At 72.9% G+C, this 14878-nt stretch carries 14 protein-coding genes; 6 read left to right on the top strand and 8 right to left on the bottom strand.

Annotation, left to right across the window (positions count from 1 at the left end):
- Positions 1–63 precede the first annotated feature (63 nt).
- Positions 64–1182: an FAD-dependent oxidoreductase gene (locus tag ACZ619_RS06695; protein WP_469594985.1), complete on the bottom strand. Its 1119-nt coding sequence runs from the start codon at positions 1180–1182 to the stop codon at positions 64–66.
- A gap of 602 nt (positions 1183–1784) precedes the next feature.
- Here ACZ619_RS06695 and ACZ619_RS06690 point away from each other — a divergent pair.
- A complete protein-coding gene (locus tag ACZ619_RS06690) occupies positions 1785–3188 on the top strand; it encodes an MFS transporter (RefSeq protein ID WP_469594982.1) in 1404 nt (467 codons plus the stop codon).
- 20 nt (positions 3189–3208) lie between these two features.
- Here ACZ619_RS06690 and ACZ619_RS06685 read toward each other — a convergent pair whose 3' ends face one another.
- The 3 genes from ACZ619_RS06685 to ACZ619_RS06675 all read right to left on the bottom strand — a co-directional run bounded on the left by ACZ619_RS06685 (position 3209) and on the right by ACZ619_RS06675 (position 7243).
- On the bottom strand, positions 3209–4981 hold the full coding sequence (locus ACZ619_RS06685; RefSeq protein ID WP_469594979.1) for an ABC transporter ATP-binding protein: 1773 nt from the start codon (positions 4979–4981) through the stop codon (positions 3209–3211).
- Between the two features lie 148 nt (positions 4982–5129).
- The gene (locus ACZ619_RS06680; protein ID WP_469594976.1) at positions 5130–6761 is read right to left on the bottom strand and encodes a phosphodiester glycosidase family protein; all 1632 of its coding nucleotides are present in this window, start codon (positions 6759–6761) and stop codon (positions 5130–5132) included.
- A gap of 170 nt (positions 6762–6931) precedes the next feature.
- The gene (locus tag ACZ619_RS06675; protein WP_469594974.1) at positions 6932–7243 is read right to left on the bottom strand and encodes a hypothetical protein; all 312 of its coding nucleotides are present in this window, start codon (positions 7241–7243) and stop codon (positions 6932–6934) included.
- 104 nt (positions 7244–7347) lie between these two features.
- Between ACZ619_RS06675 and ACZ619_RS06670 the strand changes: the two genes are divergently transcribed.
- Positions 7348–8286: an amidohydrolase family protein gene (locus tag ACZ619_RS06670; RefSeq protein ID WP_469594972.1), complete on the top strand. Its 939-nt coding sequence runs from the start codon at positions 7348–7350 to the stop codon at positions 8284–8286.
- Positions 8287–8290: 4 nt separating this feature from the next.
- Here ACZ619_RS06670 and ACZ619_RS06665 read toward each other — a convergent pair whose 3' ends face one another.
- Complete coding sequence (locus tag ACZ619_RS06665; protein ID WP_469594969.1) at positions 8291–8797, bottom strand: hypothetical protein; 507 nt, start codon at positions 8795–8797, stop codon at positions 8291–8293.
- Positions 8798–8866: 69 nt separating this feature from the next.
- Positions 8867–9508, bottom strand: a complete 642-nt coding sequence (locus tag ACZ619_RS06660; protein WP_469594966.1) for a TetR/AcrR family transcriptional regulator — start codon at positions 9506–9508, stop codon at positions 8867–8869.
- Positions 9509–9590: 82 nt separating this feature from the next.
- Here ACZ619_RS06660 and ACZ619_RS06655 point away from each other — a divergent pair, with 82 nt between their 5' ends.
- Genes ACZ619_RS06655 through ACZ619_RS06640 form a run of 4 tightly spaced genes read left to right on the top strand, consistent with a single transcriptional unit; the run spans position 9591 to position 13616 of the window.
- Positions 9591–10388: a sugar phosphate isomerase/epimerase family protein gene (locus tag ACZ619_RS06655; RefSeq protein WP_469594964.1), complete on the top strand. Its 798-nt coding sequence runs from the start codon at positions 9591–9593 to the stop codon at positions 10386–10388.
- Positions 10388–11506 carry a Gfo/Idh/MocA family protein gene (locus ACZ619_RS06650; protein WP_469594962.1) on the top strand — a complete coding sequence of 373 codons (1119 nt, stop codon included), beginning with the start codon at positions 10388–10390 and terminating at the stop codon, positions 11504–11506. Before ACZ619_RS06655 ends, ACZ619_RS06650 begins: the two co-directional genes overlap by 1 nt.
- Entirely contained in the window at positions 11503–12606 is a 1104-nt protein-coding gene (locus ACZ619_RS06645; protein WP_469594960.1) for a Gfo/Idh/MocA family protein, read from the top strand. Before ACZ619_RS06650 ends, ACZ619_RS06645 begins: the two co-directional genes overlap by 4 nt.
- On the top strand, positions 12603–13616 hold the full coding sequence (locus tag ACZ619_RS06640) for a sugar phosphate isomerase/epimerase family protein (protein ID WP_469594957.1): 1014 nt from the start codon (positions 12603–12605) through the stop codon (positions 13614–13616). The genes ACZ619_RS06645 and ACZ619_RS06640 overlap by 4 nt, the downstream gene beginning before the upstream one ends.
- 30 nt (positions 13617–13646) lie before the next feature.
- Here ACZ619_RS06640 and ACZ619_RS06635 read toward each other — a convergent pair whose 3' ends face one another.
- Both ACZ619_RS06635 and ACZ619_RS06630 read right to left on the bottom strand, forming a co-directional pair.
- Entirely contained in the window at positions 13647–14090 is a 444-nt protein-coding gene (locus tag ACZ619_RS06635) for a universal stress protein (RefSeq protein ID WP_469594955.1), read from the bottom strand.
- Between the two features lie 123 nt (positions 14091–14213).
- Positions 14214–14873, bottom strand: a complete 660-nt coding sequence (locus tag ACZ619_RS06630; RefSeq protein WP_469594953.1) for a DUF4232 domain-containing protein — start codon at positions 14871–14873, stop codon at positions 14214–14216.
- Positions 14874–14878: the final 5 nt, after the last annotated feature.

Raw genomic sequence — 14878 nt, 5'->3', positions numbered from 1 at the left:
GCGGACGCCTCCTCACCGGCGCAGTTGTCCGAACAAGCCGGCGAGCCCCTGCGGTCGGAACGCTCAGTTCCCGGCGAACTTGGTGATCAGGTTGTGGGGTGTGCCGTCGCCCAGGATCTCGTGGAGATCGGGGGCTTCGGCGGCGGATGCGGCGCTGCGGGGGAACATGGCCTGCTCGTATGCGGTGAGCGCGGTCTCGATGTCGTCGGGGTGTGCGGCGACGGCCTTGCCGAGTTCGGCGCCGTCGTACATGGCCAGGTTGGCGCCTTCCCCGTTCGGGCCCGTGAGGTGGGCGGCGTCGCCTATCAGGGTCACCCCCGGCACCCGGTCCCACCGGTGCTCGACGGGCAGGGTGTGAAGGGTGCGCAGGACCGGCGCGGTCTCACCGTCGGTGATCAGCGCGGTGAGCTCCGGTGCCCAGTCGGCGAACTCCCGAACGATCCGCGCGGTGGCCGCGGGGGGACTGGTGAAGTCGATGCCGGTGAACCATTCCCGCGGCCTGGTGAGCATCACCCAGGTGTGGAAGTTCCCGTCGCGCTCCCGGTGGGCCATGATTCCCTTTCCCGGCTCAAGCACCATGGTTGCTCCGGCACCGAGGGTCTTCGCGCTGGTCGGGTTCCGGGTGTCGCCGCCGAACAGGTAGGTCTCGACGAACGAGATGCCGATGTACTCGGGGGCCGCGTCCGACAGCGACGGCCGGACTCTCGACCAGGCGCCGTCCGCGCCGACCAGCAGGCGCGTGGTGACGGTGGTGCCGTCGGCGAAGGCCACCTCATGGCGGCCGTCGCCGAGGGCACGGACACCGCTGACCTTGTGCCCCCATCGGACGGTGCCGGCCGGGAGCGAGTCCAGCAGCATCTGCCGCAGCTCGCCACGCAGGACCTCGGGGCTGCCACCCGTACCGTCGTCCGGCAGGTCGAAAAGGATCTTCCCGTCCCGGTCCAGGACCCGCATCGCCTGACGTCCCTCCAGGACGATGCCGCGGAACTCCTCCATCAAACCGGCCGCCTCCAGGGCCAGTTGGCCGTTGTAGTCGCGGATGTCGAGCAGCCCGCCCTGCGTGCGCGCCGTCGGGGAGGACTCCGCCTCGTAGACCGTGGACGGGATTCCGTGGACGTGCAGGACACGGGCGAGTGTGAGACCGCCGAGTCCCGCGCCGATGATCGTGACGTGAGTGCTCATAGTGATTCCTCGCGTGTTCACGCCTGCCGGATGACGCCCGGCAGGATCTCCACTGAACGTTCCAGACGCCGCCGACAGATCACCGACGCCTCAGCGACAACCGTCACCGACAGCCGACAACGCACCGACAGCACACCGACACCACCGACGCGCGTGCCGGAGCGGCGTACCGGCAGACGCGCCCACCCGCGAGCACATCACCGGGAGCCGCCGCCGAGCTGCTTGACGCGGGCGACGGGTGCGGGCCGACATTCCGGGCGCTGACCGGACACCCGGCCGCCGGGTCGGAGTCGTCCAGGCAAGCCACGGAGGGTGAAACGGTCGGCACTGTGGGTGACGCTTCACCGGTCGATGGCAGGCTTTTCCGCGCGCCCGGCCGTCGGGGCGGACGCCGCCGTGCATGCGAGGGCCGGAACGAACGCCCGGCAAACCTTCCCGTTCACGGTACAGTCGTCTCACATGTCGATATTCGTTTTCCGAAAACCAAGACTGCTTGAGATCGTTTACATGGCCCATACATGTAATGCGGTCCTTCAGCGAGGGGGACACGTGTGCCGTCCGGGCCCCACGACCGACCTGCACCTCGCGCGAAAGTCCCAGCGATGCCCGCACCAGCCACCGGCCCCACGTCCCCGGCCCCCGTCAACCCGCGGTCCCGGGTCCTGATCGCCAGCCTCATCGGCACCACGATCGAGTTCTACGACTTCTACATCTACGCGACCGCCGCAGTCCTGGTCTTCCCCTCCCTCTTCTTCCCGACCGGGGACCCGACCACCGCACTGCTGTCCTCGTTCGCGGTCTTCGGCGCCGCGATGGTCGCCCGTCCGATCGGGGCCGTCTTCTTCGGCCACCTCGGGGACCGGCTGGGCCGCAAGAAGACACTGGTGGTCTCGCTGCTGACCATGGGCGTCGCCACCTTCCTCATCGGCGTGCTGCCCACCTACGCGCAGGCCGGCTGGACCGCCACCGCGCTGCTCGTGCTGGCGCGGCTCGCCCAGGGCTTCGCGCTCGGCGGCGAGTGGAGCGGCGCGGCCCTGGTCGCGACCGAGAACGCCCCCAGCGGCAAGCGCGCCCTGTACGGCACCTTCCCGCAGCTCGGCGCCCCGCTCGGCTTCATCATCGGCAACGGCCTGTTCCTCGCGATGGGCGCGCTGCTGCCGTCGGCCGCCGGATCGGACCCCACCCAGCCCTCCCAGGCCTTCACCGACTGGGGCTGGCGCATCCCGTTCCTGTTCTCGGCGGTGATGGTCGCGATCGGCCTGTGGGTGCGCTCGCGGCTCGTGGAGTCGACGGTCTTCGCCCGGACCCGCGAGGCCGGCAAGGTGCAGAAGCTCCCGCTGGCCACCGTGGCGCGCGGGCACTGGAAGCAGCTGATCCTCGGCACCTTCATCATGCTGGCCACCTACGTGCTCTTCTACCTGATGACCACGTTCTCGCTGAGCTACGGGCGTACGGCGAAGGACGCGGCCGTGCCCGGACTGGGCTACGGCTACCGGACGTTCGTGCTGATGATGATCTTCGGCGTGCTGTTCTTCGCCGTGTTCACCCTGGTCTCCGGCCCGCTCGCCGACCGGTTCGGCCGGCGCGCCACCCTGGTCTGGGTCACCGCCGCGATCGTGGTGTTCGGGCTGGTCTGGGTGCCGCTGATCGGCCTGGGCACGCTCGGCGTGGTGCTGTGGCTGGTGCTCGGCTTCACGCTGATGGGCATGACCTTCGGGCCGATGGGCGCCCTGCTGCCCGAGCTCTTCCCGACCAGCGTGCGCTACACCGGCTCCGGCATCTCGTACAACGTCAGCTCGATCCTGGGCGCCGCCGTGGCCCCGTTCATCGCGGTCGCGCTCTGGGAGAGCGGCGACGGCTCGCCGTGGCTGGTCGGCGTCTACCTCTCCGCGATGGCCGTGCTGACGCTGGTCGCGCTCCTGCTGTCCAGGGAGACCAAGGACGTCTCCCTGGACGACGACGCCGTTCCCGCCGCCGACGGGGTCCGTACCGGCGCCCGGGGCTGAACGCGCCGCCGGGCCGCCGGTCAGGCGGCCTGGCCGCCGTGCAGCGCGGTGTACGCGCCGCCCCGGCGCAGCAGTTCCTCGTGCGTGCCGATCTCGCGGATCCGGCCGTCGTCCATCACCACGATGCGGTCGGCGCCGCGCACGGTGGACAGCCGGTGGGCCACCACGAAGGTGGTACGGCCGTGCAGCAGGCGGGCCAGCGCCTGCTGCACGAGCGCCTCGGAGCGGGTGTCCAGTGCCGAGGTGGCCTCGTCCAGCACCAGGACGCGCGGGTCGCGGATCAGCGCCCGCGCGATGGCGAGGCGCTGGCGCTGACCGCCGGAGAGCCGGGCGCCGCGCTCGCCGACCACGGTGTCCAGGCCGTGCGGCAACTGGTCCACGAACTCCAGGGCGTTGGCATCGCGCAGCGCCGCCCGCACGCTCTCCTCGTCGGCCTCGTCCTCCATGCCGTAGGCCACGTTCTCCCGGACCGTGCCGTCGAAGAGGATCGACTCCTGCGGGACCACCGACACGAACCGCCGGTAGGTGCGCAGGTCGAGGCCGTTCATGTCGGCGCCGTCCAGCAGCAGCCGCCCCGAGGTGGGCCGGATGAAGCCGATGACCAGGTTGAGCACGGTCGACTTGCCGGCCCCCGAGGCGCCCACCAGGGCGACCGTCTCGCCGGGGGCGACATCGAGGCTGAACTCCGCCACGGCCGGGCGCTCGGCCTCCTCGTAGCCGAAGCCGACCCGCTCGAACGTCACGGCACCGCGGACCGCGGTCACCTCCTCCCGGCCCTCGTTGTCCTCCAGTTCGGGCGCCTGGAGCACCTCGCCGACCGAACGCACCGACTCCAGGCCCTTGGTGACGACCGGGGCCAGACTCGTCAGCGTCGTCGTGGAGTTGGTGAGCGTGGTCAGGAACGCGCTGAGCATGACGACGTCACCGGCGGTGACGCCCCAGACGCCGTAGTACGACACCAGCGCGGCCGCGGCGAGCACGCAGACGCCGATCACGTTGAGGACCACCCAGGCCAGCGAGCCGAAGCGGCCGTTGACCAGGTCCAGGCGCATCCCCGAGGTGAGCAGCCGGCGCAGGGTGCCGTCCATGCGGCGCAGCGCCTTGCCCTCCAGCCCGTGGGCGCGGGTGACCGGGATGAGCCGGGTCATCTCGGTCACCCGGGAGGACAGGGTCTCCACCTCGTGCCGGAAGTGCTCGTTGTGGGTCCGCAGCCGCGACCGCAGGCTGGCCACCAGCAGCGTCGCCGCCGGCACCACGACGAGGAAGACCGGCAGGAACTCCGGGGTGCGCACCCCGATGATGACCAGTCCGCCGGTCAGCACGGTCAGCGCGCCCAGCCCCTGCTCGGCGGTCTGCTGGACCATCTGCTCGACGGTCTCGACGTCCCGCACGACCTTGGCCTGGAGCACGCCGGCGCTGACCCGCGAGTGGTAGCCGATGGACAGCTGCTGCATCCGCGTGCACAGCGCGGAGCGCAGCGTGGTGCCCATGCGGCGGACGCTGCCGTAGAGCAGCCGCACGTACAGCACGTGCAGCGGGTAGTTGACGAGCAGGATCGCCATGATGACCGCGACGGCCGTCCACAGCCGGGAGACCGGCTGGTGCTGGACGACCGTGTCGACGACCGACGCGGTGATCAGTGGTAGGAGCCAGATGGGGCTGTGCTTGACGGTGAACACGACGACGGCCGCGGCCAGCTGGCGGCGGTCGGTGCGCAGCAGGTAGGCGAGTGTGCGGATGGGGTGTTCGCCCCGGTAGCGGTGATCGAGCGGTCGTTCCGATGTCGAAGCCAACGGTCGTGGCCCTCCCCAGGTCCCAGACGTGTAGAAACCGCTTTCTCGCGATGCCGGATCACCGTACACCGGCCGGGCGCGGCCCGGTTCCTGCCCGAGAGGGCGGAGCCGGGGCCGCGCCGCCCCCTCGTGCCGTCGCCGCCCGAGGTCAGCTCCGGCCGGCCTCCGGCAGCACCTGGACGGTGTCGCCCACGGCACGCTCACCGCTCGCGTCCGAGGTGACGTTGGCCAGGGACCCGCCGACCGCCATCGCCGTCGAACCGCCGCCGTCGAGGTTGAGCGCCTGGACGGCGCCCAGGGAGCGCATGAACTCCGCGGCCTCGGCGAGCGTGAAGCCCTCGCTGACGCCGGGCCTGCGGCCGTCCACGGTCACCAGCAGGATCCGCCCGTCGCCGTCGACGCCCGCCAGGGTGCGGGGCTGGCGCACGTTGGACCAGGCGAAACCGAAGGAGAGGTCGAGCGGGTCGAGGGTGCCCTCGGCTGCCGCGTCGATGTGCACGCGGCCGTCCTCGACCAGGGTGGGCGCCGCGCTGACGACGCTGTCGTCCGGACCGAGCGGGACCTTGCGGCCCGAGGCGTCCCGGACGACCTCGCGCACGGCCAGCCGGTGCCCCGGCACCGCGTGCCCGGTGAGCCAGGCGGCCGCCTCCCCGATGCCCTGGAGGACCGACCCGCCGGCCGGTACGGACCCGCCCCGGTCCCCCCGGGAGACCACGACACCGTACCGGTCCAGCACCACCTGGACGCCGGTCCCGGTCGGCAGCGGGGCCCCGAAGGAGTCGGTGAACCTCACCAGGTCGTCCGTGAGCGAACAGGTGACGTCCTGGCGGGGGAGCGCGGTCGGCACCGCTCCGGGACGGCCGCAGTCGCGCAGCCTGCCCGGCACCCGGTTGACGCCCTGCACCGCGTGGGAGGCGGCACCGGCGCGCACGGTGACGGTGCTCGACAGGTCCGCGACCCGCGCCCGCCGCCCGCCGTCCCGGAGGATCAGCGCCGCTCGCGAGCCGACCGCCATCGACTGCAACTCGCCGTGCACCACGGACAGTCCGGCCGAGGTGCCCTGCACGCCGTCGGCGTCGGAGGTGACGAAGAAGCCGCCGTTCACACCCACCAGGGAGCCCAGCCGGGCGGACACCGCCGAGGTCTTCTCCCGGTCGGCGGCGTTTCCGCCGTCGCTCACCTCGACCGTGCCCCGCAGCTTCGCCGGGTCCACGACGGCGACGTGGATGCGCTCGGCGTCCACGGGCTGCCGTCCGTCGTAGCCCGTCCACTCGACCGCCGTGCGGAAACCGGCCGCCGACACCGCGGAGCCGAGCGTGCCCGCCTCGGCCTGGGTGCCGTACCGGCCGACCCTGACCTGCCAGCCCATCGTGCCGTGCGGGGTGTCGGCGTACCGGTCCCAGGTCACCCGCTCCAGGCGCGGCGCGAATCCCGCGGACCGCAGCTGTGCGGCGGTGGCGTCGGCCCAGTCGCGGTCGCCGAGCGCGGCCCAGGTGGCCGCGCCGGTCAGCCGGTCGACGGCCGGCGCCTGCACGGTGACCGTCCACGCGCCCGAGGCCCGCGGGTCGCTCAGCACCCCGGTGCGGACCTCGACGCCGGGCGCGAGCTGCTGCGCGGTCCAGGAGACCGCGTCCGCCGGGGACGCGGCGGCTCCCGCGTCCGCGGCGGCCGGCGGAACGAACGCGATCAGGGCGAGAGCGGTTCCCAGCACCAGTGCGCGTCCGGCTCCCCGCCGTACCCCGCGCACCGTCTTCCCTGACGTCCCGGTCGTGACAGACATGCCTCTCCTGACGTACGACTCCGGCGGCACCACCCGGCACTACCGCACCGCCCCCGCCATCCCAGGCCCGCGCGAAGACGCCCGTGTGAAAGCCCGGACACCGGCCGGGAAAGCCTCACCGACATCCGGGCACACCGGCAGGGCGGCCCACGGGCGCCTCCTCACCCGGCCTACAGCAGCCAGGCGTTGGGCAGCGAGACCATGAACGCCGTCAGGTACCGTAGGGCGACCAGGGTCCACCCCGTTCCCCTCCCGGCCGCCCGGCCTCTCGTCACCAGCCGGAAGGTGAGCGGGATCGAACCCAGCACGACGCCGATGCCCCACAGCACCGCGGGACGGACCTGCTCCGGGTGGGCGAAGCACAGACTGATCCACCACAGGGCCGCCCCCGCGGAGAAGACCGCTTCCAGGAGCAGCAGTGTTCTGTGCGCGCCGTCCAGGGGCGTCGCCGGCCGTGGCAGCGGCTTCACCAGGGGGGACATACGGGCCTCCTCGGTGCGGGTTCGGGCGGTGTCCGCGGTCCGCCGGGGCGCGGCGCGTCCCGGCGGCACTGGACTCGGTGCCCGTGAGCATCGATCGTGGATCCATGGACGATCACCGTACGGTGCCCGCCGGGCACGCCGCCGAGAGTGCCCCCGTTCCCGACCGCCGAGCGGAGAGCGCCGAGGTACGCCGGTTCCGGGAGCGGCTGGGGCTGCCCGGACTGGTCGACGTGCACACGCACTTCATGCCCGAGCGGGTCCTGCACAAGGTCTGGAACTACTTCGACATCAACGGACCGCTGGTCGGCGGGCTCGAATGGCCGATCACCTACCGGCAGCAGGAGGCGGAACGCACCGCCATCCTGCGGGAGTTCGGCGTCCGGGCCTTCACCGCGATGCTCTACCCGCACAAGCCCTCCATGGCGGTCTGGCTGAACGCCTGGGCGGCCGACTTCGCCCGGCGCACCCCCGACTGCCTGCACACCGCGACCCTCTTCCCCGAGCCGGGCGTCGCGACGTACGTCCGCGAGGCGGTCGAGGCGGGCGCCCGGGTCTTCAAGGCGCACGTCCAGGTGGGGGCCTACGACCCGGCCGACGAACTCCTCGACGACGCCTGGGGGTTGCTGGCCGACGCCGGGATTCCCGTGGTGATCCACTGCGGCTCCGGGCCCGCGCCCGGCAAGCACACCGGCCCCGGTCCGGTCGCCCGGGTACTGGCCCGGCATCCGGCGCTGCGGCTGGTCGTCGCGCACATGGGCATGCCCGAGTACGAGGAGTTCCTCGGCCTCGCCGAACGGTACGCCGAGGTACGGCTGGACACCACGATGGCGTTCACCGACTTCACCGAGCGGTTCATGCCGTTCCCGGCCCGCGCCCTGCCCCGGCTCGCCGCCCTCGGCGACCGCGTCCTGCTCGGGTCGGACTTCCCCAACATCCCCTATCCGTACCCGCATCAGCTGCACGCCCTGGAGCGGCTGGACCTGGGGGACGACTGGCTGCGCGCGGTCTGCCACGACAACGCGGCCCGGCTGTTCGGGCTGTGAACGCTCAGTCCCGCCGCGTCGCGGCGACGACACAGATGCCGGACTCCTGCGCCTCGAACATGCCGACCAGCTCGGCGAGTTCGACCGGCCCGCCGACATGGTCCATCAGGACGACGGACTGGGCCACGCCGTCGCGCTCGGGCGGCACGTAGCCGGTGACGGTCTCACGGCGCACGAGCGCGACGAGTTCCTCGTGGCCCGGGACGTGCGGGAGCAGGTCCAGATGCGCGCGCAACTCGGGCGGATGCGACTCCAGATCGCGGGTGAGGACGTCCCGGCGGCCCAGCAGGGTCACGCCGAGCCGGTCCCCGGTGCGTTCGTACCGCGCCGAAAGATCCTCCGGCAGCAGGTAGAAGACGCCCTCGTCGACCTCGTGCCCCCGGTTCATGAGCACCGCGACCATGCGCTCGGCCGGGTCGGAGGAGATCTGGTCGACGGCGAGGATCGTGCCCCTGGCGTCCGGGTCGAACGAGGGGATCCTGCCGATCCACATGCGCGGGGTGCCGTCCATGGACCGCATTCAAGCACACGGCCCCACCGGCGCCCACCGGCCCGCGCGCTCCGGCACCCGGCGCCCGTACTAGGGGAGTTCGACGCTGATCAGGGTGCGCAGCATCCGGCGCAGATGGTCCGGCATGTCGATGTCGGCCGGACTGAGCAGCCACTGGATCTGGAGGCCGTCGATGAAGGCGATGAGGTCCGCCGCCAGTCCCGGCGCCTGCACATGGGGGCGCAGCAGCCCACGGCGTGCCAGGTCGTCGACGGCCAGCTGCATGTGCCGGCGGGTCCGTTCGTAGCGGGCGACGAAGTAGGGGCGCGCCGGATGGCCGGCCGTGGTGGCCTCGCTCGACAGCACCGCGAACAGGCTCACGATCAGCGGGTTCGCCTGGTTGTGCGCGACGAGCCGGATCATGCTGGCGAAGTACGCGAGCCCGTCGTCGTTCACCGCCCCCGAGTCGAAGAAGTGCTCGTCGTCCTGCTGTTCGCGTTCCTCCAGGACCGCCTCCAGCAGCGACTCCTTCGTCGGGAAGTGGTGCAGCAGCCCCGCCCGGGAGACCCCGCAGGCGGCGGCGAGCCGGACCATGCTGGCGTTGCGGTAGCCCACCTGCCCGAACGCGGTGAACGCGGCCTCGATGATCTGGGCGCGCCGCCGCTCGCCCTTGGGGTAGTTCCGCGGGGCCGCCCCCTGCCGCGCGGTCTCCCGCGCCGTCTCGCTCGCCATGAACGAGATGCTAACGACCCCTAGAAACCATCAGCCCTGTCGGTATTCTGTTCCCGGCCGTCCGCCACGAGAGGAGTTCCTCATGTCGACACCACAGTTGTCGGTTCAGCTCTACTCCGTACGCCAGGACCTGGAAGCCGACGAAGACACCACCCTGGGCCGTCTGGCCGCACTGGGACTGCGCAACGTCGAGGCCTTCGGCTTCGTGCACCGCGCGGCCGAACTCGCCGACGCCCTCGCCGCACACGGCCTGTCCGCGCGGACCGGGCACGCGGGCTTCCTGTCGGGCGAGGAGGCGGCCGGCGCGACCCTCGACGAGACGTTCCGGGCCGCCCGCCGGCTGGGCGTGGAGATCCTCTTCGACCCGTTCGTGCCCGCGTCCCGGTGGGCCGACGAGACGGAGATCGCCCGCACCGCCGGCCTCCTCAACGAGGCCGCCGGGCGCGCGGCCGACCACGGACTGCGCCTCGGCTACCACAACCACTCGCAGGAGTTCGTGCACACCGTCGCCGGCGTCAACGCCTTCGACCGCTTCGCCGAGCTGCTGAACCCGGAAGTCGTCCTGGAGATCGACCTGTTCTGGGCCTCGGCCGGCGGCAACGACGTGGTCTCGCTGCTGGACCGCCTCGGCCCGCGCGTGCGCGCCCTGCACATCAAGGACGGTCCGGTCATCGACGACCCGTTCACCTCCGGCGCCGCCTTCGACCCGGCCGACACCCGGCAGGTCCCGGCGGGCCGGGGCGAGATACCGCTGGCCGCCGCGCTGGACGCGGCCCCGCACGCCGAGTACGCCGTCCTCGAGTTCGACCACTACGACGGGGACGTCTTCGAGGGCATCGCGACCGGCGTCTCCTACCTGAACGGGAAGGGCATCGCCTGATGGCGGCACGCAACCCGGTCGGCGTCGGCCTCATCGGCGCCGGCAACATCAGCGACCAGTACCTGACGAACCTCACCGGCTTCCCCGACCTGCGCGTGGTCGTCGTCGGCGACCTCGACACCGGGCGCGCCGAGACCCAGGCCCGCAAGTACGGTGTCGAGGCGTGGGGGAGCGCGGAGGACGTCCTGGCCCACCCCGACGCCGAGATCGTCGTCAACCTCACCGTCCCCGCCGTGCACGCCGAGGTCGGCTCGGCCGTCCTCGACGCGGGCAAGCACGTCTGGTCCGAGAAGCCCGTCGCGGTCGACCGGGCCGACGCCCGCGCCCTCCTCGACCGGGCCGCCGCGACCGGCCTGCGGGTCGGCGTCGCCCCCGACACGATCCTCGGCCCCGGCCTCCAGACGGCCCTCAGGGCCGTCGCCCGCGGCGACATCGGCACCCCGCTGTCCGCACAGACCGTCATGCAGTACGCGGGACCCGACCTGTGGCACCCGAACCCCGAGTTCCTCTTCGCCCGGGGCGCCGGCCCCCTCTTCGACATGGGCCCCTACTACCTCACCGCCCTGGTCTGCCTGTTCGGCCCGGTCGACCGGGTCGCCGCGCTCGGCTCGACCTCCCGCGCGGTCCGTACCGTACGCAGCGGCGAACGGGCCGGCACCGAGTTCGCCGTCGCCGTCCCCACCCACGTCTTTGCGCTCACGCGGTTCGAGGGCGGCGGGGTCGGCCAGAGCGTGTTCAGCTTCGACTCCCCGCTCACCCGCACCGGCTTCGTCGAGATCACCGGCACCGAGGGCACCCTCGTCCTGCCCGACCCCAACACCTTCGCCGGCGACGTCCGGATCACCCGGGTGCCGGGGCCGGACGCGGAACCGCGGTGGGAGACCGTCACCCCGGTCGGCGTCGAGGCGGGCCGCGGACTCGGCGTCCTGGACATGGCCCGCGCCATCCGCGGCGGACACGCCCACATCGCCACCGGAGACCTCGGCTACCACGTCCTGGACACCATGATGTGCATCGACGAGGCCGTCACCTCCGGCGAGACCGTCCGCGTCGCCAGCGCCGCCCCCGCCGTCCCCCTCGTCCCCGAGGACCGCGACCCCTACGGAGCCACCCTGTGAGCCGTCCCCTGCGCGCCGGCTTCATCGGCGGCGGCTTCATGGCGGCCGTGCACACCCGCGCGAGCCGCGCCGCCCGCGGCCGGCCGGCCGCGCTGGCCGGCTCCACACCGCAACGCGGCGAACAGGCCGCACGGGACCTCGGCGTCGAACGGTCCGAACCGGACGTCCGCGCCCTCACCGCGGCCGGCGACCTCGACGTCGTCCACGTGTGCAGCCCCAACCACCTGCACACCGAACACACCCTGGCCGCGCTGGCGGCGGGCGCGCACGTCATCTGCGAGAAGCCCCTGGCGACCACGGCCGCGGACGCCGAACGCCTGGTGCGGGCCGCCCGCGAGGCCGGCCGGGTGGCGGCGGTGCCCTTCGTCTACCGCTACCACCCGATGGCCCGCCAGGCCCGCGCCCTGGTGGCCGAGGGACAGCTCGGCACCGTCCTCACCCTGGACGCCTCCTACCTCCAGGACTGGCTCCTCGACCCCGACGACAGCAACTGGCGGGCCGATCCGGCGGCCGGCGGCCCCTCCCGCGCCTTCGCCGACATCGGCTCCCACCTGTGCGACCTCGTCGAGTTCGTCTCCGGCCTGCGCATCCACCGCCTCGCCGCCCGCACCCGGACCGTCTTCGAGAGCCGGGCCGGCAACGAGGTCAGCAACGAGGACACGGCGGCCCTCCTCGTCGAGCTCGGCAACGGCGCGCTGGGCACCCTGCTGGTCAGCCAGCTCGCTCCCGGCCGCAAGAACAGCCTCACCCTCGAACTCCACGGCACCCGGCAGAGCGTGCGCTTCGAACAGGAACGCCCCGAGGAACTGTGGATCGGCGCCCGCGAAGGGTCCCGGCTGCTGCTGCGCGACCCCGCGGCCGCCGCCCCCGACGCCGCCCGCGTCTCCGTCCTGCCGCCCGGACACGCCCTGGGCTACCAGGACGCCTTCACCGCGTTCGTCACCGACGTCTACGACGCCGTACGGGGCGGCAGCCCCGAGGGGATGCCGACGTTCGCCGACGGACTGCGCGCCGCACGCCTCACCGAGGCCGTCCTGGCCTCCGCCGCCGCGGACGGCGCCTGGACCGAGACCGCACCCGAGACGGAGGACCGCACATGACCGCAGCCACCCACCCCGTCACCCTGTTCACCGGACAGTGGGCCGACCTCCCCTTCGAGGAGGTCGCCCGCCTCGCCGCGCAGTGGGGCTACGACGGCCTGGAGATCGCCGCCTCCGGCGACCACCTCGACCTCAGGCGCGCCGACGAGGACGACGCCTACGCGGCATCACGCCTGGAGATCCTCGACCGGCACGGCCTCAGGGTCTTCGCCATCTCCAACCACCTCGCCGGCCAGGCCGTCTGCGACGCGCCCATCGACTTCCGCCACCAGGCGATCCTGCGCCCGTACGTCTGGGGCGACGGGGACGCCGAAGGGGTCCGGCAGCGCGCCGCCGAGGACATGAAGCGCTCCGCGCGGGTGGCCCGAAAGCTCGGCGTGGACACCGTCGTCGGCTTCACGGGCTCCGCCATCTGGCCCTACGTCGCCATGTTCCCGCCGGTCCCCGCCTCCGTCATCGACGCCGGCTACGAGGACTTCGCCACCCGCTGGAACCCGGTCCTCGACGTGTTCGACGCGGAGGGGGTGCGCTTCGCCCACGAGGTCCACCCCGGCGAGATCGCCTACGACTACTGGACCAGCGTCCGCGCGCTGGAGGCGATCGGCCACCGCGAGGCCTTCGGCTTCAACTGGGACCCCAGCCACATGATGTGGCAGAACATCGATCCGGTCGGCTTCATCACCGACTTCAAGGACCGCATCTACCACGTCGACTGCAAGGACACCCGGCTGCGTCCCCGCAACGGCCGTGCCGGAGTGCTCGGTTCGCACCAGCCGTGGGGCGACCCGCGCCGGGGCTGGGACTTCGTCTCCACCGGCCACGGCGACGTGCCCTGGGAGGACGCCTTCCGCGCCCTGGAGTCCATCGGCTACGACGGCCCCATCTCCGTCGAGTGGGAGGACGCCGGCATGGACCGCCTGCACGGTGCGGCCGAGGCGGTCACCTTCGTGCGGTCGCTGCTCTGGCCCACCCCGAAGGCGTCCTTCGACGCCGCGTTCAGCAACCAGTAGGCGCCGGGTCGGGACGGTTCGGGCGCCGGGTCAGGACGGCTCCGGGCGCACGATCACGACCGGGCAGGGGGCGTGCTGGGACACGTGCTGGCTGACGGAGCCCAGCAGCGCGCGGGCGAACCCGCCGCGCCCCCTGCTGCCGACGACCACCACCTCGGCGCCCTGCGCGGCCCGCAGCAGGATGTCCGCCGCGTTGCCGTGCACCAGGTGCGCCGAGACCGACCCGGCCGCCTCCGGACCCAGCACGTCGGTGAGTTCCTGCCGCATCCGCTGCCGGGCGTCGTCCTCGTCGACGTCCATGTCCACGGCGGGCCCCGCCCAGTTCTGGAGGCCCTGCAGCTCCCAGGCGCCGATCGCCTCCACGGTGCCGCCGACCAGCCCGGCGTAGCGCACCGCCCAGCGCAGGGCGGCGTACGAGGCCGGTGACCCGTCGACGCCGACCACGACCCTCGCCACGGAGGCATCCCTGTCCATGTGTCCCACCTCTCCGGCGGCACCCGCGCCACCCACCCGCACCCCTCCACCCTGCGGGACCCCGGGCCGCCCCGCCAGAGATGCGCCGCCGGCCGCGTGACGGACGCCCGCGCCGGGCCCGGGTCACGGTGTGACGTCGATGTGCCTGGCCAGGGCGGTGACGGAGAGGTCGGCGTGGTCGGCCCACTCGGGGAACGCCAACGTCTTGTGCACGGTGGCGGCGGGCGGGGTGATCCGCAGGTAGGCGGCGTGCACCGCGTCCGGGGTGCCGGTGTTGGCGTGGGTCCAGGCGACGACGGCCTCGGCGCTCTGGCCGTCCTTGAGGACCAGGGTCCTGCGGCCCGGGTCGGCGGCGTACCAGGTGTCGCCCCAGTGCGTGCCGGTCGGCAGCGCCCGGTGCGCGGAGTCCTCCAGCCCCAGCCCGGGATAGCCGCGCAGGGCACAGGTGACGCCGCCGAGGTTGCGCAGCCGGACGACGACTCCCCGGTGGTTCATGCCGCCGGCGAGCTGTGCGCCGAAGGTCGCCCTGAGCGCGGCGGCCGAGCAGGTCGGCGTGGACCGCGCGGTGCCGACCGCGGACTGCGCCGGACCCGCGCCGGCGAGGCCCAGACCGAGCCCGGCGACGGCGGCGAGGGCGAGCCCCGCGCGGCCCCGGCCGGCGGAACGGAGGGCGGCGGAACGGACGGTGACGGAAAGGCTGTCGGCGGGACGGTGGGTGCCGGTTCGGCCGGTGACGGTCCGGTCGGTGACGGTCCGGTGGGTGGTGTCCTGGTGTGCGTTCACGGTGA

This window comes from Streptomyces sp. NPDC104367, assembly GCF_055583825.1.
This window is presented reverse-complemented; position numbering and strand designations above follow the sequence as displayed.

Bases quoted from the DNA above. Each gene is read 5' to 3' on its own strand.
- ACZ619_RS06640 (WP_469594957.1), top strand. From the start codon at position 12,603: ATGACCGCAGCCACCCACCCCGTCACCCTGTTCACCGGACAGTGGGCC.
- ACZ619_RS06635 (WP_469594955.1), bottom strand. From the start codon at position 14,090: ATGGACAGGGATGCCTCCGTGGCGAGGGTCGTGGTCGGCGTCGACGGG.
- ACZ619_RS06675 (WP_469594974.1), bottom strand. From the start codon at position 7,243: ATGTCCCCCCTGGTGAAGCCGCTGCCACGGCCGGCGACGCCCCTGGAC.
- ACZ619_RS06650 (WP_469594962.1), top strand. From the start codon at position 10,388: ATGGCGGCACGCAACCCGGTCGGCGTCGGCCTCATCGGCGCCGGCAAC.
- ACZ619_RS06670 (WP_469594972.1), top strand. From the start codon at position 7,348: ATGGACGATCACCGTACGGTGCCCGCCGGGCACGCCGCCGAGAGTGCC.
- ACZ619_RS06655 (WP_469594964.1), top strand. From the start codon at position 9,591: ATGTCGACACCACAGTTGTCGGTTCAGCTCTACTCCGTACGCCAGGAC.
- ACZ619_RS06660 (WP_469594966.1), bottom strand. From the start codon at position 9,508: ATGGCGAGCGAGACGGCGCGGGAGACCGCGCGGCAGGGGGCGGCCCCG.
- ACZ619_RS06690 (WP_469594982.1), top strand. From the start codon at position 1,785: ATGCCCGCACCAGCCACCGGCCCCACGTCCCCGGCCCCCGTCAACCCG.
- ACZ619_RS06665 (WP_469594969.1), bottom strand. From the start codon at position 8,797: ATGGACGGCACCCCGCGCATGTGGATCGGCAGGATCCCCTCGTTCGAC.
- ACZ619_RS06680 (WP_469594976.1), bottom strand. From the start codon at position 6,761: ATGTCTGTCACGACCGGGACGTCAGGGAAGACGGTGCGCGGGGTACGG.
- ACZ619_RS06695 (WP_469594985.1), bottom strand. From the start codon at position 1,182: ATGAGCACTCACGTCACGATCATCGGCGCGGGACTCGGCGGTCTCACA.